The 20,545-nt window shown below is 38.5% G+C and carries 10 protein-coding genes and 9 pseudogenes; 9 read left to right on the top strand and 10 right to left on the bottom strand.

Annotated features, from left to right (window positions below):
• A pseudogene (locus E3U36_RS08100) lies at nucleotides 1-204 on the top strand (SlyX family protein); the annotation flags it as partial.
• Between the two features lie 68 nt (nucleotides 205-272).
• Here E3U36_RS08100 and slyD read toward each other — a convergent pair.
• The 3 genes and pseudogenes from slyD to E3U36_RS08115 all read right to left on the bottom strand — a co-directional run.
• Nucleotides 273-827 (bottom strand): annotated as a pseudogene (slyD, locus tag E3U36_RS08105) (peptidylprolyl isomerase).
• Nucleotides 828-916: 89 nt separating this feature from the next.
• Nucleotides 917-1,120, bottom strand: coding sequence for a YheV family putative zinc ribbon protein (locus tag E3U36_RS08110; protein ID WP_032116374.1), 204 nt, complete (start codon nucleotides 1,118-1,120; stop codon nucleotides 917-919).
• 26 nt (nucleotides 1,121-1,146) lie between these two features.
• Nucleotides 1,147-1,800: pseudogene (locus E3U36_RS08115) on the bottom strand (NAD-binding protein); the annotation flags it as partial.
• Between the two features lie 84 nt (nucleotides 1,801-1,884).
• On the opposite strand from E3U36_RS08115, the pseudogene E3U36_RS08120 reads away from it, so the two are divergent.
• Nucleotides 1,885-2,808, top strand: a pseudogene (locus E3U36_RS08120) (IS5 family transposase).
• Nucleotides 2,809-3,052: 244 nt separating this feature from the next.
• Here E3U36_RS08120 and fabR read toward each other — a convergent pair.
• Nucleotides 3,053-3,694: an HTH-type transcriptional repressor FabR gene (gene fabR, locus E3U36_RS08125; RefSeq protein WP_180816194.1), complete on the bottom strand. Its 642-nt coding sequence runs from the start codon at nucleotides 3,692-3,694 to the stop codon at nucleotides 3,053-3,055.
• Between the two features lie 211 nt (nucleotides 3,695-3,905).
• Between fabR and sthA the strand changes: the two genes are divergently transcribed.
• Nucleotides 3,906-5,303, top strand: coding sequence for a Si-specific NAD(P)(+) transhydrogenase (sthA, locus tag E3U36_RS08130; protein WP_180816195.1), 1,398 nt, complete (start codon nucleotides 3,906-3,908; stop codon nucleotides 5,301-5,303).
• A gap of 35 nt (nucleotides 5,304-5,338) precedes the next feature.
• Here sthA and oxyR read toward each other — a convergent pair whose 3' ends face one another.
• Nucleotides 5,339-6,241, bottom strand: a complete 903-nt coding sequence (oxyR, locus tag E3U36_RS08135) for a DNA-binding transcriptional regulator OxyR (protein ID WP_180816196.1) — start codon at nucleotides 6,239-6,241, stop codon at nucleotides 5,339-5,341.
• 623 nt (nucleotides 6,242-6,864) lie between these two features.
• Here oxyR and argE point away from each other — a divergent pair.
• Nucleotides 6,865-7,965, top strand: a pseudogene (argE, locus tag E3U36_RS08140) (acetylornithine deacetylase).
• A 158-nt stretch (nucleotides 7,966-8,123) separates the two neighbouring features.
• Here argE and E3U36_RS08145 read toward each other — a convergent pair.
• Nucleotides 8,124-9,041 (bottom strand): LysR family transcriptional regulator, encoded by a 918-nt coding sequence (locus E3U36_RS08145; protein ID WP_180816197.1) that lies wholly within the window; start codon nucleotides 9,039-9,041, stop codon nucleotides 8,124-8,126.
• 742 nt (nucleotides 9,042-9,783) lie between these two features.
• On the opposite strand from E3U36_RS08145, the pseudogene E3U36_RS08150 reads away from it, so the two are divergent.
• A pseudogene (locus E3U36_RS08150) lies at nucleotides 9,784-10,999 on the top strand (pyridoxal phosphate-dependent aminotransferase).
• 116 nt (nucleotides 11,000-11,115) lie between these two features.
• Nucleotides 11,116-11,697 (top strand): 5'-deoxynucleotidase, encoded by a 582-nt coding sequence (gene yfbR, locus E3U36_RS08155; protein WP_032114680.1) that lies wholly within the window; start codon nucleotides 11,116-11,118, stop codon nucleotides 11,695-11,697.
• A gap of 65 nt (nucleotides 11,698-11,762) precedes the next feature.
• Here the strand turns inward: yfbR and E3U36_RS08160 are convergent.
• The 4 genes and pseudogenes from E3U36_RS08160 to yfbV form a co-directional block, all read right to left on the bottom strand.
• Nucleotides 11,763-13,592 (bottom strand): annotated as a pseudogene (locus E3U36_RS08160) (SLC13 family permease).
• A gap of 95 nt (nucleotides 13,593-13,687) precedes the next feature.
• A pseudogene (locus tag E3U36_RS08165) lies at nucleotides 13,688-14,353 on the bottom strand (sugar phosphatase).
• Between the two features lie 18 nt (nucleotides 14,354-14,371).
• Nucleotides 14,372-14,867, bottom strand: a pseudogene (locus E3U36_RS08170) (YfbU family protein).
• 181 nt (nucleotides 14,868-15,048) lie between these two features.
• Nucleotides 15,049-15,504, bottom strand: a complete 456-nt coding sequence (gene yfbV / locus E3U36_RS08175; RefSeq protein WP_180817590.1) for a terminus macrodomain insulation protein YfbV — start codon at nucleotides 15,502-15,504, stop codon at nucleotides 15,049-15,051.
• Nucleotides 15,505-15,922: 418 nt separating this feature from the next.
• Here yfbV and E3U36_RS08180 point away from each other — a divergent pair, with 418 nt between their 5' ends.
• The 3 genes from E3U36_RS08180 (at nucleotide 15,923) to E3U36_RS08190 (ending at nucleotide 20,408) form a co-directional block, all read left to right on the top strand.
• Nucleotides 15,923-17,125, top strand: a complete 1,203-nt coding sequence (locus tag E3U36_RS08180; protein WP_180816198.1) for an acetate kinase — start codon at nucleotides 15,923-15,925, stop codon at nucleotides 17,123-17,125.
• A gap of 73 nt (nucleotides 17,126-17,198) precedes the next feature.
• The gene (gene pta / locus E3U36_RS08185; RefSeq protein ID WP_180816199.1) at nucleotides 17,199-19,337 is read left to right on the top strand and encodes a phosphate acetyltransferase; all 2,139 of its coding nucleotides are present in this window, start codon (nucleotides 17,199-17,201) and stop codon (nucleotides 19,335-19,337) included.
• A gap of 450 nt (nucleotides 19,338-19,787) precedes the next feature.
• Nucleotides 19,788-20,408: a hypothetical protein gene (locus E3U36_RS08190; protein ID WP_180816200.1), complete on the top strand. Its 621-nt coding sequence runs from the start codon at nucleotides 19,788-19,790 to the stop codon at nucleotides 20,406-20,408.
• Nucleotides 20,409-20,545 lie beyond the last annotated feature (137 nt).

Here is a 20,545-nt window from a genome sequence, read left to right on the forward strand (position 1 = left end):
TATGAAGAAAGATTAGAAGATGTGGAAAGTAAATTATCTTTTCAAGAGATCACCATTGAAGCGCTTAATCAAGTGGTTGTCGAACAACAACTTGAAATGGTTAAATTAAAATAACATATGCAACTGGTTACTGAACGATTAAAAGCCACACAATCATCACCATTAGCGCCAATTAATGAAGAAACTCCACCACCACACTATTAAGCAATCAAAAAATCAGTGAGCCTATTTTCTCGCTGATTTATTTCAGTCTAGGTGATTATTATGCCAACTTAATGACAACCACAACCACCATGTCCATGAGAACACCCTTTATCACCATGATGCTCACCATTACAGCAACCACACTCATGACCATCCTCACTATGAACATGGCCGTGCGCTAATTCTTCTTCAGTAGCTTCCCGGATCGCGATAATTTTAACATTAAATTTTAAATTCTGACCAGCTAACATGTGATTACCATCAACGATAACCTCATCACCTTCAATACCGGTAATTTATACCGGTACTGAGCCCATATCGGTATCAACTAAGAAACGCATACCAACTTGTAACTCATCAACACCAACAAAAACATCTTTTGGTACACGTTGAACTAAATTCTCATCATATTGACCATAAGCGTCATCAGCTTGGATTTCAATATCGAAATGTTCACCGACACTGCGCCCTTCGAGTGCCTTTTCTAAACCTGAAATCAAAGAACCACGAACATGCAAATAATCAAGTGGCGCAGTGTCCAACGACTCATCAACTAATACATCATCTTCTGTTCTCACTTTATCAGCCAGGCTCACCACTAAATCTTTCGCTACTTTTTTCATTACATTTCCTACAACATCGTGGATAAAAAATTTTTCCGATTGTACAAAAAAAAGTACAGCTGTATTTAAACTTATAAAAAACATTATTTTTATTTCAAAGTAAAAATTTCTATTTGCAAATTTTTATCTTTGATATGACTATCAGATCCATCTACTGTCTGAGATTGCCTATAGTGACACTTTTTACATTCAAGGTAATCAAATGCATTTTTTTGCCAAAGCATCAGCGTATCTTGAGATTGGCACTTAGGACAAACAGCGCCAGCAATGAATCTTTTACGTATTACAGACATTCACTTTCTCGCTAATTAATCTTATGTTAATCCCAACTTTTTGGTTGTCCACGCTCTTGCGTTATTTCTATTTCAAACAATTCTTCAAGCTCTCTACGCGCTTCTTTGATTCGAGTCGCTTGGCCAATCTCACCCTCACCGGCTTTAGGCGAATTTTCTTTAAATATTTTAACATCTAGTCGACGAAAATGCTGTTTTGCTCGGTTAGCCTGATGAGGATGTATACCTAGATTTATCAATGTCCTTTCGCCCATCTCAAGCGCACTGACAAATGTCTCTCGACAAAAATCGGTCACACCATTTTCTCGTAATTGATGCGCTTCAAAACGTCCTCGTGCTCTTGCTATGATATGAAGATTGGGAAAATTAGCCTGACATAAATGAACTATCCCCATCACTTCTTCCGGATTATCGCTGGTAATAACAATCACGCTGGCTTTCGCCGCTCCGGCCGATCGCAGTAATTGCAAATCTTGCGCATCGCCATAATAAACTTTATAGCCATAGCGTCGCATCGTATAAATTGCACTGACATTTTGCTCTAATACCGTAATACGAATTTTATTGGCCATTAATAAACGACCTACAACTTGGCCAACACGTCCAAACCCTACCCAAATAACTTGTGGATCAGTATCCTCAACAAAAGGTTTTTCAATCGGCTCATTACGCACATTGTACCAGTGAGTGGCTTTGTTGAATAAATCGAACTTTTAGGTGATTGGCGGAGCTGATCGCTAAATTCGTTTCAACATCAGGTCCCCATGGCAAAGCAAAAGTTTAAAATTACCAACTGGCCCGCGTACAACAAGGCACTCAGACAACGCGGTTCCCTGACGGTCTGGCTTGATGAGTCGGCCATCGCTGGATGGACTGACAGTTCTTCGCCTGAAGGTCGTGGCCGGCCGCTTTACTACAGCGATATGGCTGTTACCACTGTCCTGATGATGAAGCGTGTGTTTAACCTGTCGCTCCGGGCATTACAGGGCTTCGTTGATTCGATTTTTAAACTCATGTCTTAGCCGCTGTGCTGTCCGGACTACTCGCTGGTCAGCAGACGAGCAAAGAGCGTCAACATCAGCATAAAAACGCCAACGCGTGGTGAAATCTCGCATCTGGTCATCGACAGTACCGGTCTGAAGGTCTTTGGCGAAGGTGAATGGAAAGTCAGGCAGCATGGGGCTGACAGACGAAGAGTGTGGCGCAAGCTTCATCTGGCAGCAGACAGTGTGAATCATGAGATTATCTGTGCCGACTTATCGCTCAGCGGAACGACAGATGCGCAGGCACTGCCGGGCCTGATTAACCAAACCCACCGGAAAATCAGGGAAGTGTCAGCAGACGGTGCTTATGACGCCTGTTACTGCCACGATGCGTTGCTAAGAAAGAAAATCAGGCCCCTTATCCCGCTGCGAAGCGGAGCGAAATACTAGCCGGACAAGTACCATGAACGTAACCATGCGGTGGCGAATCAGCGTCTGAGCAGGAGTAATGATATGTGGAAAAAGAAAGTGGGTTATCACCGGCGTTCAGTGGCAGAAACAGCGATGTTCCGCATAAAAACTTTGCTGGGTGGCCATCTGAGGCTGCGTGACTATGAGGCTCAGGTAGGTGAAGCAATGGCGATGGTCAAAGCGCTGAACCGTATGACGTTGTTGGGTATGCCACACAGCGTCAGGATCGGATAACAGCTGTAGCAGAGGGAGCCATCCTGTCGGCTAATTCTGATTTATTCAACAAAGCCTTTATAAGTCATAACAGCAAAAAATCTATCTAATGATAGCTAATATTATTTTTATTCTAAGAATATATTAAATAATATTGATATAGACAATATTTCTCTAACATTCATAATATTAAAAGTCATTTAAAAAACTAATATAGAAAACACCAATAAATAATTGCAATTTTTGGTTTACTGCAAAAAATTATTTATAATTTAATATTATGTTTTTCCTGTTCACGACGATACCAATAATAGGCTCCTCTGGCGATCATTCTAAGCTGTAAAACTAATCGTTCTTCCAAAAGCTGCCTTTTTTCCTGATCAATATCTAATGCTTCTGCCCCCGCACTAAATACTATAGTAACCATGGCTTCGGCTTCAATTTCAGTAAAATACCGAGGCATATTACTTTCCTGTTGCAAGTAGTCGGCCAATTCAGCAATAAAATGCTGAATTTCTCTGGCAACTGCCGCACGAAATTCAGCCGATGTACCTGAACGTTCACGCAGCAATAATCGAAAGGCATTCGGATTATTACCAATAAATTCCATAAAAGTAGCAACAGATGTTCGAATAACACTGCCACCTTTTGCAATACGCTGTCGTGCTTGACGCATTAATTGACGGAGCATAAGACCGCTTTCATCAACCATGGTCAATCCTAATTCATCAACATCACGAAAATGTCGATAAAAAGAAGTCGGTGCAATACCCGCTTCTCGGGCAACCTCACGTAAGCTGAGACTAGTAAAGCTACGCTCAGCACTCAATTGACTAAAAGCCGCTTCTATCAGAGAACGACGCGTTTTTTCTTTCTGCTTTGCCCTGACGCCTGTAATATTACTCACAGTAATTAATATACCTCTTCAATAATAATGTAACTAGGCTACTATACCAAATTTTAACAGATTTGCAGTGTTCTTAAGTTTAACTAGTATATAAGTAATTTCTGTTATTTATTAAAATGTAAAGCCTGAATCTTATATTTAAGCTTGATTAAAGAAGATAATGTTAATCTGAGTTGTCTATTCGTATTTACATAATAATAGGTTATACCGAATGCCACAGATTCAATTTGATACTATCGTTATTGGTTCCGGCCCCGGAGGAGAAGGTGCAGCAATGGGGTTGGTAAAACAAGGGAAAAAATTCGCAGTCATTGAACGTTATAATAAAATTGGTGGTGGTTGTACCCACTGGGGAACAATTCCTTCTAAAGCGCTTCGGCACGCGGTCAGCCGAATTATCGAATGTAATCAAAATCCATTATACAGCGATACATCCCGGCTTTTACGCTCTTCTTTCTCCGACATTCTTAAACAAGCCGAGACCGTAATTAATCAACAAACACATATGCGGCAAGGATTTTACGAACGAAATGGTTGCAAAATGTTTGCCGGTGAAGCCTCTTTCATTGACCAACATAGTTTAAAAGTTCTTTATAATGATGGTACCTACGATACTCTATATGCTGAAAAAATCATTATCGCAACAGGTTCTCGTCCATACTGTCCACCCGATGTCGATTTTCAGCATTCACGCATTTACAATAGCGATTCAATTTTAACTCTCAATCATGAGCCACATCATGTTATTATTTATGGTGCAGGGGTAATTGGCTGTGAATATGCTTCAATTTTTAGAAGATTAGGGGTAAAAGTTGATCTTATTAATACCCGTGATCACCTTCTGTCGTTTTTAGACCAAGAGATGTCAGACGCTTTATCATACCATTTTTGGAATAATGGTGTTGTTATTCGCCATAATGAAGAATATGAAAAAATCGAAGGAACAAATGATGGCGTAATTATTCATCTGAAGTCAGGTAAAAAGGTTAAAGCCGATTGTCTATTATATGCTAATGGCCGTACGGGAAATACCGATAATCTAAATTTAGAAAATATCGCTATTCCTATTGATAATCGAGGTTTGATTAAAGTTGATGCTACCTATCGTACTCATAATAAAAATATCTATGCGGTCGGCGATGTTATTGGCTATCCCAGTTTAGCTTCAGCCGCTTATGATCAAGGTCATCTCGCTGCCCGCGCGATAAAAACGGGCCACAGCGATACCCATTTAATAGAGGATATTCCTACCGGGATCTACACCATTCCAGAAATCAGTTCTGTCGGTAAAACAGAAAAACAATTGACTGCCATGAAAATTCCTTATGAAGTCGGGCGTGCTCAATTTAAACATTTAGCCAGAGCACAAATTGCAGGGATGAATGTAGGCAGTGTAAAGATCCTATTTCATCGCGAAACATTAAAAATTCTAGGTATTCACTGCTTCGGTGAGCGTGCAGCAGAAATTATTCATATTGGCCAGGCAATTATGGAGCAAAAAAGTGAAGGTAATACTATTGAATATTTTGTTAATACTACCTTCAATTATCCAACTATGGCAGAAGCATTTCGGGTTGCCGCACTGAATGGGTTAAACCGTCTGTTTTAACCCAATAAAGCTCAATATTAGTAGTAAGTAAACAATTAATTTTTACTATAGTATCGATACATTTGTTTACGAATTGCATCAGCAAACTGCTCATGACAACTTCTAAGCGGTGAGCCAGGACGGTAAATTAAAACAACCGAACGTGAAGGAACAGGGTTAATACAATCAAGATAATAAACACCATCACGTTTTATCTCTTTCGGTACAGATAAATCTGGCAATAGTGTTATACCACTTCCGGCTGCCACCATGTTACGTAATGTCTCTAAACTGGTGGCACGAAAGTGGGTATCATCTTTTGCCCCAACCTGAAAACAATATCCCATCGCTTGATCACGTAAACAGTCTCCATCTTCCAACATAAGTAATTTCTGTCCAACAAGCTCACGCATTTCAATTTCCTTACGATTGAACCATGGATGTCCTTCATAAATAGCTAATCGCATAGGTTCCTCATACAGAGGTATTTCAATAAAAGCTTCGGTCTCCTTCACTTGCGCTAATATTGCACAATCTAGTTTGCCATTATTTAATTGCGCTAACAGATGGTGTGTTTGTGATTCATGTAAATACATCTCCAATTTAGGAAATAAACGGTGTAATTCTGGAATGATGTGAGGTAAAAGATAAGGACCGATAGTAGGAATTAATCCGATGTGTAACGGGCCTGACATGCTTTCACCTTGTAAGGAAGCCATTTCCTGCAGTATTTTAACTTCTCGCAATACTGTTCTGGCTTGTTCAACTAATAATAACCCCTGCTGAGTAAACAGAACCTTTCGGCTTGTCCGCTCTAATAACATAACACCTAAATCGTCTTCCAATTTACGAATTTGACCGCTGAGGGTCGGTTGACTAACATGGCAGGCATCTGCAGCACGCCGAAAATGTTTATGCTCAGCTAATGCAACAAGGTACTCCAAATCACGAATATTCATGCCTACTCCTTCCCTAAATACAAATTTGATAGAATCAACCTATCTATTCATCATAATGGATCCAGTTTTCCTATCAACGAAAAAATTCGGCAAAAAAATTTATCTTCATAATTTATAGACAAAACGAATAAATTAAACGCTTTCGCGGTGAGTTGTTTAGCGCCAATAACTGATTCTACTAAGCAGCTAATATTTCACAACTAAGTTGCGACCATAAATCAATGCTTCAACACCCTATTTATTGAAATTCAGATTCACTAAGCATCGATTGAACACATCACCAATAAAGACTTCACTAAACTTTTATGAACAAATTAATGGTCATTGCTGAATTTAAATCGATATATTGAAATAATTATTTTATCAATAATATTATTATGTTAAAGCAAATATTTTTTTAATTCTTAAATAAAATCTTTATATCGAAATATATTAATCGACGATCCTATACGCCATTAATTTTCCTTTATCCTGTATATATTGTTGTTATCAATTAAAAGAAAAAATTTGTATCATCAATCCTCTCATTAATAAATCTTGTACACTGAACTAACATTAATTGTTGTCTTTTTATTCAATGAAATGCATGAGTACTGAAATTTTAGTCATTAAGGCTGACAACAGTGAAAAACAAACTGCCCACATTTATTGAGTTATACCGTCAATTAGTTGCCATACCATCAATTAGTTCTGTCGATGCAAGACGCGATCTAAGTAATGAAACATTAATTAATCTACTGGCAGAATGGCTTACGACACTAGGTGGTAAAATAACCATTCAACCTGTACCAGATAGCCGCCATAAATTCAATTTACTGGCTACTTTTGGCCAAGGATAGGCTGGATTACTACTTTGTGGGCATACTGATACGGTTCCTTTTGATGACTGGCGCTGGACAAAAAATCATTTCCAATTAACGGAATATAAAGACAAATTATATGGTTTAGGTAGCGCGGATATGAAAGGTTTTTTCGCTGTTCTTATTGATACTTTACGCAATGTCGATATTGATCAGTTACAGCATCCCATCTATATTCTGGCAACCGCTGATGAAGAAACCACCATGGCCTGAGCACGTTATTTTGCTGCAACTGCAGAAATTCAGCCTGAATTAGCAATTATTGGTGAACCAACTTCATTGCGACCGATTCGCGCTCATAAGGGGCATATTGCCAATGCCATTCGTATTACCGGTCAATCTGGCCATTCAAGTGATCCGGAACAAGTTATCAATGCGATTGAGTTAATGCATGAAACCATTAGTCAGTTAATTTTGCTTAGAAATAGACTAAAAACCGATTACCACAACAAGGCATTTGATATTCCCTACCCAACAATGAATTTCGGACATATTCATGGGGGTGATGCCGTAAATCGAATTTGTAGGTGTTGTGAATTACATATCGATATTCGTCCACTACCCGGTCTATCACTAAAAAATTTGGATGAATTGTTACATGCCGCACTTAAACCGATTAAACATCGTTGGCCTGATCGCTTAACTATCGAGAAACTTCATCCGCCTATTCCCGGTTTTGAATGCCCAATAAATCATAACATGGTGAAAATAATTGAAAATTTATTAGATAAAAAAGCTCAAACCGTAAATTACTGCACCGAAGCGCCCTTTATGCAAACGCGATGTCCAACATTAATATTAGGGCCAGGTCCGATAGAGCAGGCTCACCAACCTGATGAATTTATTCAACAAAGCCATTTTTAGCTATTGTCAGCTAAATAAAATAAGCTTCTATAGGGAAAATAAAAATGCACTGCTATAACTATATAAAATAGAGAAACAGTGCAGGAATAATAGCAGCCCACGCGATATTTAACTTAAATAACAACGTTAACTAAAGCGTAATTTACTAATCGTCAGATTTATAATATTTCTTTATTAATTGTCTCGCTAATCGGCTGTACTATATAAGGTGTTTTCTTATTTTTAATTGCACCAAATACAGTTAAAATAGCCTCGTTTTGCTCATTAATATTACGGTATAACCAATAACGAATTTCGGGTAAACGGGGTAAACCATCACTTGCGCTTAGTATTCTTAAATCACCAGTTTGCATTTCTAGCGGACGCGCAGTGATACCGACTTCAGAATTAACCGCAGCAAGCACTGCCGATAACGAAGCTGCTTCATACGCAATACGCCATTTGATACCAGCAGCATTAAGGGTGCTTATCGCTATTTCACGAAATGGATTGGTTTCATCCATGACAACCAAAGGGATTGGCTCATTTAATTGATGCTGAAAATCAGGTGCACAATGCCAAAGGATCGGCGCAGAACGTAACAACGTACTTGGATATTGACTCAATTCTGTGGGTATTAGTGCTAAATCAATTTCACCATTATCCAGCATTTTTTTAATAAGATGGGCGCGCTTTATGTAAATATCAACGGCCATACGCGGATATACTGATGCGATACGATTCAGCAGAAATGGTAATAAAGTATTGGTAGTGTCATCAGAAACACCAACTCGCAACTCACCTTCAGCATCATTATATGTTAGCGAAGCTGAAGCATCATCATTAGCCCGTAATATTTGCCGCGCATAACCTAATAACTGCAAACCATGATCCGTTAATAATTTATTACGGCCATGGCGTTCAAAAAGCTCACGGCCCACTAACTGTTCTAAACGCTGCATTTGTTGGCTAACGGCTGATTGAGTACGACAAACAGCTACAGCAGCTGCCGCAAATGTATTAAGATCAGCAACAGCAACAAAAGTCCTAAGTAAATCAAGATCGAGATTCATAATTGGGCGATTTGAATTTATCATTTTATTCTCTTATATCATTCCTGGTGTTTTTACGAATTTAATAGATATTAAAATCATTGATAGTTAAGAAATAAAGATAAAACCTTACATATTAAAATTTATTTCTATTAATGCAGTATTTATTACTGAGTATACACTTTTATTAACTTAAATTGTTTAATAATAAGCATGTTTTACATATTGATAAACAAAATGCCAATGAGAATGTTCTTCTTCTCGTTTTTATTAGAATAATTTTTAATTCCAGTCCTATGCCAAAATAACGATTTTTCAAACAGCAAAAAAATATGTTATTCTCAATAAAATAACTGTCAAAGATAATGCAGCTAGGAAAAACTATTAATTGATAATCAGCAACAAAACTCTATTTGCCCAGATACGGCAATAACATATTACCTTTAATTATATGTTATAAAAACAATATTTCTATCATGAAACCACCAATGGTTTGTAACAAAAAATGCACTGCCAAATCTATCAAATCTATTCACTAAGTAATTTATTCTTTGTATACTAAAAATCATCTCACACCTAAAATATAAGACTAACTTATACGATATTTTTGAATTTATTTGACCTAATTTAATTATTTAAACCAACCTTTTCTACCAAATATAAGCCTATATCTTCAAAATTTTTCCAACTAAGAGTAAAGTGTGAATATAAATATGCAGCAAAATTTCCTCATATTCTATTAACGTTGAGGTGCAAACAGAGTAAATGAATACAATAACTAAATCCAATAAATTGGATAACATATGCTACGACATTGGATAACGTATGCTACGACATAAGAGGGCCTGTTCTTAAAGAGGCCAAACGTCTTGAAGAAGAAGGCCATAAAGTTCTTAAACTTCATATTGGTAATCCAGCGCCTTTTGGTTTTGAAGCGCCGGATTAAATTTTATTTGATGTTCTACGCAATCTTACTCACTCACAAGGTTGTAGTGATTCAAAAGGAATTTACTCCGCCCGCAAAGCAATCATGCAACACTATCAGGCTAGAAGAATGCTTGACATTAATATCGAGGATATCTTTATTGGTAATGGTGTTTCTGAACTCATCGTGCAATCGATGCAAGCCTTACTGAATAATAACGATGAAATGTTAGTCCCAGCTCCTGACTATCCGCTATGGACTGCTGCGGTATCTCTTTCCGGTGGCAAATCTGTACACTATAGATGTGATGAATAACAAAATTGGTTTCCTGATCTAGATGATATTCGCAAAAAAATTACCCCTCGCACACGTGGCATCGTCATCATTAATCCCAATAATCCTACTGGTTCTGTTTACAGCAAAGCATTATTAATGGAGATTGTCGAAATCGCTCTTCAGCATCAGTTGATTATTTTTGCCGATGAGATCTACGATAAAATTCTTTACGATGATGCTGAGCATCATTCAATTGCCGCGTTAGCACCGGATCTATTAACCGTTACTTTTAATGGTTTATCAAAAACTTATCTGGTTGCTGATTTTCGTCAAGGCTGGATGGTGCTTAATGGCCCGAAAGAAAATGCCAAAAGCTATATTGAAGGCTTAGAAATATTAGCCTCCATGCGGCTTTGTGCTAACGTTCCTATGCAACATGCAATCCAAACCGCATTAGGCGGTTATCAGAGTATTAACGAATTTATCTGTCCTGGTGGGCGATTATATGAACAACGTAATCGCTCTTGGGAACTGATTAATGAAATTCCTGGGGTATCATGTGTTAAACCGCAAGGTGCTTTATATATGTTTCCCAAAATTAATATTAAAAAGTTCAATATCTCAAACGACCAAAAAATGGTACTTGATTTACTCTTACAGGAAAATGTTTTATTGGTTCAGGGAACAAGCTTTTAATTGGCCTGAACCCGATCATGTCAGAATTGTTACGCTACCTTATGTTGGCGAGCTTGAAGCTGAAATTAATAAATTTAGCCAATTCCTGCTAAACTATCGCCAATAGTTGTCCAATAATAGAACATTCTTAATCTACATTAAGGATGTTCTATTTTTTTATTTACTTGTTAATCTAATCAATCCACAATGCTTATCACTATAACAATCCCATGAGGACAGTCTATGAGTTATTTTTTTGCCCATCTTTCTCGGATGAAATTAATTAATCGCTGGCCATTAATGCGCAATGTACGTACCGAAAATATTTCAGAGCATAGTTTACAAGTTGCCTTTGTCGCTCATGCCCTTGCTTGCATTAAAAATCGAAAATTTAATGGCCAACTCAATCCTGAACGTATTACTCTGCTCGCTATGTATCATGACGCCAGTGAAGTGATCACCGGTGATCTGCCAACACCAATAAAATATCATAACCCACAAATTGCTAACGAATACAAAAAAATTGAAAAATACGCTCAGCAAAAACTTATCGCTATGCTACCAGAAGAATTACAACAAGATTTTCAGCCGATTTTGGATGATGAATATCATACTGAGGAAGAACGCGCTATCGTTAAACAAGCGGATGCACTTTGTGCTTATTTAAAATGCTTAGAAGAGCTATCTGCAGGCAATACCGAGTTTAATCTAGCTAAAATGCGACTTGAAAAAACACTTTCTGAACGTTATAGCGATGAAATGCAATACTTTATTGAAGTTTTTGTACCCGGATTTAGCCTATCTTTAGATGAAATCAGTAGCTAGTAAGTTATATAACATAGAAATAGTATTATTATCTTACTTTTTGTTACATAAAATAGGCGATAACTTTAAAATGGAAACAATTTAGGAACAATAACAATAGTGATCACCATAACTAAAACAGTAAAAGGAACCCCAAATTTAACGAAATCAGTGAATTTATAGCCACCAGGCGCCAAAATTAGAGTATTAACCGGTGAAGAAACTGGGGTCATAAAAGCCGCGAAAGCTGCAACACTTATCACCATAGCAAAAGGTATTGGCGAAACACTCATATGATTAGCAACAGCAATGGCAACCGGTGCCATTAATATTTCTGTTGCGGTATTAGAAATAAATAATCCAGTTACTGCACAAACAATAAATAAGCAAAGCAACATTATCCTCGGTCACATGCCCCCTGCAATATCTATTAGTAAATTAACAATCAAATCAATACCACCAGTTTTTTGTAATGCCAATGCAAAGGGCATCATGCCAACAATCAACATAATACTCGGCCAGTGTATTGCACGATAAGCGCTTTCCATATCAATACAGCGAAATTTTCCCATTAATAGACACGCAATCAGTACAGAAATAAAATTGGGAATTTCATCTATTGCCATCATAGTAACCATTAATATCAAACAAAAAATTGCATGTGGCGCTTGCGATGCAGCAGGAGCAACTGCCTCTACCTCAGCGGCCAAATTTGACACAATAAAATTACGTCTATCAGTTGACAATCAGCGAATTAATTTCCAGTCACCCACGATCAGTAAAACATCACCTAAACGCATTGGCTGATCAATTAATTTATCATCGATAGTTTTTCCTTCACGGTAAATGCCAACAACATTAAGGCCATAACCGCGTACGAAATTTAATTTTTCGCAATGTACTGCCTAATAACTCAGATTGCGGCGCTAAGGAGAACTCAGCCATTCCGACTTCACGCGCACGTGCGGAGAAATATTCACCTCTCAAAATCATCGGGGCCAATTTTGTTCATGACAAAACTCATTGAGATCAACCTCACTATCCAACATATCAACTAATAACACATCACGTTCATGTAACTCTGTTGCAGCTGTTACACTTAGCATAAGTCGACGAAAACGATGCCAACGCTCAATACCAATAATATTCGCACCATAACGTGTGCGTAGATGTAACTCATCGAGTGAGTAACCTATTAAGGGGGAACCTGGACAAATGGCTAAACAACGAGCACGACCTGTTAGCTTATAATCACGAATAAAGTCGTGAAATGTGCGCCGATGAGGAGCAGAACCCGCTGCAATTTCGCTGTTACCTAACCTACGACGAACCAGCCACATATAAATAATTGCCAGCAACAGCACCGCAATTCCAATCGGAGTAATGGCAAAAAATTTGAATCCGGCATAACCTTCTCTAACCAGTTCACTATTGACTATCATATTTGGTGTGGTCACTACTAACGTCATCATACCACTGATAAGTCCAGCAAAGCCTAATGGCATCATCAAACGTCCTGGTGGGATTTTCATCTGTTTAGCAACATTAAGAACAACGGGAATGAAGATGGCAACAATGCCGGTTGAACTCATAAAAGCGCCTAAACCTGCGACTGTGATCATCAAAAAAATCAGCATCTTATTTTCATTATTACCGGCTGCACCAACTAACCAGTCGCCAACTTGATAGGCAATACCAGTACGGACTAATCCCTCACTAAAAACAAAAAGTGCCGCAATTAGCAGCACATTGGGATCACTCAAGCCGATTGTTGCTTGTTTAAGAGTCAGAGTTCCACTCAATACTAAAGCCACAATGACTAATAATGCGACAACATCCATACGGATCTTATTAGTCATAAAAAGAGTGACGACTATTAGCAGTAAAATTAATACCCATACCAGCTGGCTATTCAAAATGACCTCAAATTAAGTCTATTCATCTATTCATAGGGCTCATTTGCCATAAGTAGCGTAAATTTGCCGGCCTAATTTATGAAAGTGACATATTTTTATCGCTGAGTCACCGTAACAATACCTTGGTTATCTGGTTTTGAAATATTTAATTCAGTAAATGATTTGATAATTAATGAAATTTCTTCTCGCAGTGGCATATCTGCTGGCGCATGAACAGCGATAACCTGGCAACCCCCGCATCTAAAGCAGAATAGATCCCTGCCTGCGCATCTTCAACCGCAATACAGGCTTCAGGCGGTAAATTTAGTAGTTGTGCACCAAGCAAAAAAGGATCTGGCTGCGGTTTACCGTGTTCAACTCGTTCAATCGTGACCCAGTGTTTCGGTTCCGGCAAACCTGCCGCTTTACTACGATTAAAAGCAATTGGCACTGTGCCAGAAGTCACTATTCCCCATGGAATAGCAAATGTATTGAGTTGTTCTAATAAAGCAATTGCACCAGGTAGTGCTACAATACCCGAAGTATTGGCTGCTTCTAGGTTTTCCAGCCAATAAAAAATTTCATCAATTTCAGTGTGAGGCCTTTGGCATAAAATGACGGATAGAACTGATTGCCGGTTTGCCATGAATATAGTGCAACACATCGCTTTCTGATACACCAATTCGACGGCTAAATTCTCGCCAGCAATGTTCAACATTAGGTAACGAATCAACCAGCGTGCCATCCAAATCAAATAAAAATCCCTTACATTTTAATACCATTGATACTCCTTAGATAAGTCATGCATTAATGATTTGATTAATTTCTACTGCACAAAGATGATACTGACGCGGACAAGATGTCCAAACATATTAACATTCTTAGATATTTATCCCACATAGGTGTCTGAGCATTAAAATCATCACTACCACTGACAAAATGACGGTAGCAACCCTCATTATTAATCAAAAAACGAACATAATTGAGATAATGTGCTTCCGTAACAGCATCAAAGCATAAAAAGATAACTCTTCTGTCCGTAATATCGGTTTTAGACGACAAATTTTCCCAGGAAACTTGTAAGGCATGATACATTTCCATAATATCAATGATAGTCTGGCAATTTTCTTCTGACAACTCAGTAAAATTTTTCTCTAACTCTTTTATTTGCAAGCCAAAACCATTTTCAATGATAGTTTGACAGCGTTGATAATGTTTGGCATTATCCGGATCAAGCTTGATAAGAATTTTATACTGGTTAGACAGAATTAAGCGTTGTGCATTATTCATTTCTATTATGGTTCTCCTATACTTGGAAATTTGCTAAATCATCTCATTACCGCCCTTCTTTTTATAGTAATAACTTACCTTTTATTGATCTAAAAAGGCTTTTCAAACTTTAACCATTAATAATCTATTTTGTAATGCCTATTATCTCTATTTCTGACTAGCTAACCCCATAACTATTCAAATTATGTTAAATACCATCAATAAAAGAGCGATCTAATTGTTTAAAAGCACGTTTGAACAATTCAGCTAATGCCTGATAAGTCGGTGTTCCTTTGACGGGTGTGATGGCAATTCCAGCTTGATTAAATTTTTCACTAATTTCATAAAACCAAGTTAGTAATGCCGACGGTAGTGGCGTAACTGAACGCTTACCTAACCACCATAATCCCTGCAAATGTAAGCTACAGGCAAAAAGCCCTGTCGCCACAGCCGGTCCCAGCTGACCACCTAATGCAATCTGCCAGGTAAGGGTAAAAACAGCAACAGCAGGCATATAACGAATCGCAAAGCGACTAACTGTGATCACCCGATGTTCAGGAAAAATAGGCATCAAACATTTTTCTAACGGAAATGTCTTGGCATATTGCCGGCCTAGTTTCAACTTTTGTAAGAAACCTGGGGTCGTTTCTGGTGTCGTATTCATCAATACCTCACATGACTTCAATCAATTTCTCATGCAAAATTTAAAAAAAATGTATAAAGCATAAAATCTTTTTAGTAGAATTTATAGGGCAACTTTGGTTGCCTAAGGTCACGACTTCTATAATCTATATAAAAAACTTATATCATATAAAGTTTATATTTGGTCTATTACTATGTTTTCAATCCATAATGTTAATATTATATTGCATCTTTAATACTAACATTGCAAACATAGTTATTTAGTCAATAAATACAGTGAAAATATCATAATATTGCATAAATATGATATTAATCATTCAGTATGATCCCAGGGATAAGCTAGGCTACTAGCATTCTATTGGATTGATGTTTATTAACCCTAGTCTTCCTGGTTAATCTGACAAAGAAGACTCCATGATAACGATATAGTAGGTAATTCCATGTCAAGTAAGCTGGTACTTGTCCTCAACTGCGGTAGCTCTTCCCTTAAATTTGCTATCATTGATCCGATTAACGGCGAAGAACAACTATCTGGTTTAGCAGAATGTTTTCATCTACCAGAAGCCCGTATTAAGTGGAAAATAGATGGCACTAAAAACGAAGCTGCTTTAGGTTCAGGCGCTGCTCACAGTGAAGCGATGGCTTTCATTGTCAATCAAATTCTCACCGTAAAACCAGAATTAGCGCAAGCCATTTCGGCTATTGCCCATCGTATTGTTCATGGTGGTGAAAAATTTACCAAATCGGTTATTATCAATGATGAAGTCGTTGAAGGCATTAAAGCCTCTATTCCATTTGCACCATTACATAATCCTGCTGGTCTTATTGGACTTGAAGAAGCTAAAAAAGCATTTCCACATTTAAATGACAAGCATGTCGCTGTATTTGACACCGCCTTCCATCAAACCATGCCGGTTGAAGCTTATTTATATGCTATACCTTATAATCTTTACAAAGAGCATGGTATTCGTCGTTACGGTGCGCACGGTACCAGTCATTACTATGTTTCCCAGCAAGCTGCCAAAGAATTGAATAAATCGATCGATAAACTGAATGTGATCACCTGTCATTTAGGCAATGGTGGATCAGTTACCGCGGTCGTTAATGGTCAATCTGTGGATACTTCAATGGGTCTCACACCGCTAGAAGGCGTAGTAATGGGAACCCGCAGTGGTGATATCGATCCAGCTATTGTGTTCCACCTTCACGACGCCTTGGGTATGAGTGTTGATCAGATCAATACATTATTAACCAAAGAGGCTGGCATACTTGGATTAACAGAAGTTACCAACGATTGTCGTTATGTCGAAGACAATTATGACACTAAAGCAGATGCAAAACGAGCGATGGATGTCTATTGTCATCGTTTAGCCAAATATATCGCCGCTTATTGTGCATTAATGGAAGGGCGCCTAGACGCTATTATCTTCACGGGTGGCATTGGCGAAAATTCAGCTTTAGTACGTGAATTAACCCTTAAGAAGCTATCTTTAATTGGTATTAAATATGATCACGAGCGCAACTTAGCCGCCCGTTTTGGCAAATCAGGCAAGATCACAACTGACAATAGCATTCCTGCTCTGGTTATTCCAACAAATGAAGAGTTAGTTATTGCACAGGACGCGAGCCGTCTAACGGCATAAATAGATTAGAAACTGTCAGTCTACTGATTGGCAGTTCTGAGTTAAACATCTTGCAATTGTTAAAGAGGTACTTGTGTCCCGTACAATAATGTTAATACCGACTGACATTAGTGTTGGCTTAACCAGCATCAGTTTAGGGGTCGTTCGTTCAATGGAGCAAAAAGGGGTTAGTCTAACGGTTTTTAAACCCATTGCTCAACCCCGTTTTGGTAATAAAGATCAGACAACTGAAGTATTACGCTCCCACTCTAGTGTTCAGGTCGCTGAACCACTAAAAATGAGTTATGTTGAATCCCTACTGGCTAATGATCAAAAAGATGTTTTAATGGAGGAGATTGTTGCGCGATACCATGACAATACGCAGCAGGCTGAAGTTATTCTGATAGAAGGTTTAATGCCTACCCGTAAGCACCCTTTTGCCCAATCGTTGAATTACGATATCGCTAACACACTGGGGGCTGACGTTATTTTTGTCACCGCACTGGGTAACAATACACCAGAACAGTTAAAAGAGCGCATTGAGTTAGCCCGCGCAGCGTTTGGTGGTGGACAAAATAAAAATATCACTGGAGTAATTATCAATAAACTCAATGCACCAGTTGATGAGCATGGCCGTACCCGTCCCGATTTATCAGAAATATTTGATGAATCAACTAAAGCTACAATCGCAAAAATTGACAGTAAAACGTTAGCTGACAATTGTCAGCTACCAATTTTGGGTTGTATTCCGTGGAATTTTGATCTGATAGCCACCCGTGGTATCGATATTGCGAATCATCTGAATGCCGCTATTATCAATGAAGGCGCATTACAAACCAGGCGCATAAAATCGGTTATTTTCTGTGCCCGCAGTGTGCCCAATATGGTCGAGCTGTTTCGTCCCGGCACATTGCTGGTGACCTCTCCTGATCGCCCAGATGTTATCGTATCTGCCTGTCTAGCTGCCATGAATGGTATCGAAATTGGCGCGTTACTGTTAACTGGCGGTTACCCTATTGCTAAGCCGATACACGATCTCTGTCACCGTGCTTTCGAAACGGGCTTACCGGTGCTTATGGTAGATACCAATACCTGGCAAACTTCATTAAGTCTACAAAGTTTCAGCTTAGAAGTGCATGCGGATGATCATGAGCTGATTGAAAAAATACAAAATTATGTTGCTTTGCATATCAACCAAAAATGGATAAATTCACTGACTGCTGATTATGAACGACCCAAACGGCTATCACCGCCGGCTTTCCGTTATCAATTAACCGAGCTCGCACGTAAAGCTAATAAACGTATCGTGCTACCGGAAGGTAATGAACCCCGTACGGTAAAAGCAGCGGCTATTTGCGCTGAAAGAGGTATTGCTACCTGTATTCTGCTAGGTGAACCTGATGAAATAAAACGGGTTGCCGCAGCGCAAGGAATTGAATTAGGTGCGGGGATCGAAATTGTGGCGTCTAAATCAGTACGGAAAAATTATGTTGAGCGCTTGGTTGAGCTGCGTAAAAATAAAGGCATGACTGAAATTGTTGCGCGCGAACAGTTAGAAGATAATGTGGTGTTAGGCACCATGATGCTGGAAAAAAATGAGGTTGATGGTTTAGTTTCCGGCGCGGTTCATACCACCGCCAATACTATTCGCCCACCGTTGCAACTAATCAAAACTGCGCCAGGTAGTTCAATCGTCTCCTCGATATTCTTTATGCTGTTACCTGAGCAAGTATTAGTTTATGGCGACTGCGCGATAAATCCAGACCCAACGGCCGAACAATTATCGGAAATTGCCATTCAGTCAGCCGATTCTGCCAAAGCATTTGGTATTGAACCGCGTGTGGCGATGATCTCTTACTCTACCGGTAACTCCGGTGCCGGTAGTGACGTAGACAAGGTCCGTGAAGCAACCAGTTTGGCGCAAGCAAAACGGCCAGATCTGGTGATCGACGGTCCACTACAATATGATGCCGCCATTATGGCCGATGTGGCTAAATCTAAAGCACCAAATTCACCGGTAGCCGGTCAAGCCACGGTGTTTATTTTCCCTGATCTCAATACTGGCAACACCACTTATAAAGCGGTACAACGCTCAGCTAATCTGGTTTCTATCGGCCCAATGCTACAAGGGATGCGTAAACCGGTTAATGACTTGTCTCGTGGCGCGCTAGTTGATGATATCGTTTATACCATTGCGCTCACTGCTATTCAGGCAACACAAAATCAAAAATAATGGATTTTGCTCACTAGTGAAAAAGCTGAAACACATTGTGTTTCAGCTTTTTTATTCACTATTTAATTTATTACTATTGATACTAACTAACAAAAATAAAAAAAGTGATTATCATAAAAAGGTTTTTAATATGAAATCGTTAATAAAAAGTGATATTCAATATAAATAGAATGCATCTAAAGAGATTGTAAGCCATCGAGGAATAGGCAAAAATGCCAAAGAATCAATCCATGACAAAATTAATCGGCTTCAAATAGTAAAGTTTTTTCACTCAATAATAATCAGCAAACATATTATTCGCAAATCAATCTATTCCATAACATTTGTAAATCAATTTAATACAAAATATTATTTTTAGCTAAAAATCGAATTAAAAATAGGCTTCTTAGCGCTAAGTTTTTTCACTACACTGAACAAACTCACTCACTGAATACCTATAAGTGAGTAGGGATGAATGTAACATTAATACTCTTAATTTCAACATTGGAGGTTTTATGTCTATCTCTACCTCTTCTAGCTCTAATTCATCAAGGCACTCCCACTATCAAAGTACAAGATAACCGGGGCTTAGCAATTCGAACATTAGAATTTTATCGAACAACGACCGAAGATCCCCCAGAAATACGTCTGATCCAACAAAAGTTTTCCGCTATCGGTAACCTGCTTTCCCAACAAGATCCACGACTTACTATCCCAAATTTCCTTTCTCAAACATCATTAACAGGCAATATCATCCATACTAAGAGCCAGGACAGTGGTAACTTATTCACCTTAAACGACATTGAAGGACGATCTTTTTATCAACAAGATGCAAGACATACTCAGCGTAACTGGCTATATGAATCGGCTGAATCACCGTTTATGGGCAGGTTACTTGCTATAGATGAGCAAGTCGCTAACCAACCATCACAGATCCGTGAACGCTTTATTTATGCACCAGCAACACCAGAAAGCCAAGCATATAATTTATGCGTCAAGTCATTCGTCACTATGATACCGCCGGCTGTCAACAACAACAAAGTTTTACCCTTCAAGGATATCTTCAAATTCATCAACGCCAGCTATTGCTAAATTTTTCTGAGCAAAGCGATTGGCAGGGTACAGAACAACAGTGGCAACAAAAAATAGCCCCAGAAAATTTTATTACTTGCTAAGACTATGATACTCAAGGTGGTTTACTACAACAAATTGATGCTGACGGTAGCATT

It is taken from the genome of Arsenophonus endosymbiont of Aphis craccivora, assembly GCF_013460135.1.
Classification (GTDB): Bacteria; Pseudomonadota; Gammaproteobacteria; order Enterobacterales; family Enterobacteriaceae; genus Arsenophonus; species Arsenophonus nilaparvatae.

Excerpts from the sequence above, each read along its gene's own strand:
- E3U36_RS08190 (WP_180816200.1), top strand. The coding sequence starts at position 19,788 with ATGAATGTAACATTAATACTCTTAATTTCAACATTGGAGGTTTTATGT.
- E3U36_RS08110 (WP_032116374.1), bottom strand. The coding sequence starts at position 1,120 with ATGTCTGTAATACGTAAAAGATTCATTGCTGGCGCTGTTTGTCCTAAG.
- E3U36_RS08145 (WP_180816197.1), bottom strand. The coding sequence starts at position 9,041 with ATGATAAATTCAAATCGCCCAATTATGAATCTCGATCTTGATTTACTT.
- yfbV (WP_180817590.1), bottom strand. The coding sequence starts at position 15,504 with ATGAATACGACACCAGAAACGACCCCAGGTTTCTTACAAAAGTTGAAA.
- E3U36_RS08180 (WP_180816198.1), top strand. The coding sequence starts at position 15,923 with ATGTCAAGTAAGCTGGTACTTGTCCTCAACTGCGGTAGCTCTTCCCTT.
- sthA (WP_180816195.1), top strand. The coding sequence starts at position 3,906 with ATGCCACAGATTCAATTTGATACTATCGTTATTGGTTCCGGCCCCGGA.
- oxyR (WP_180816196.1), bottom strand. The coding sequence starts at position 6,241 with ATGAATATTCGTGATTTGGAGTACCTTGTTGCATTAGCTGAGCATAAA.
- yfbR (WP_032114680.1), top strand. The coding sequence starts at position 11,116 with ATGAGTTATTTTTTTGCCCATCTTTCTCGGATGAAATTAATTAATCGC.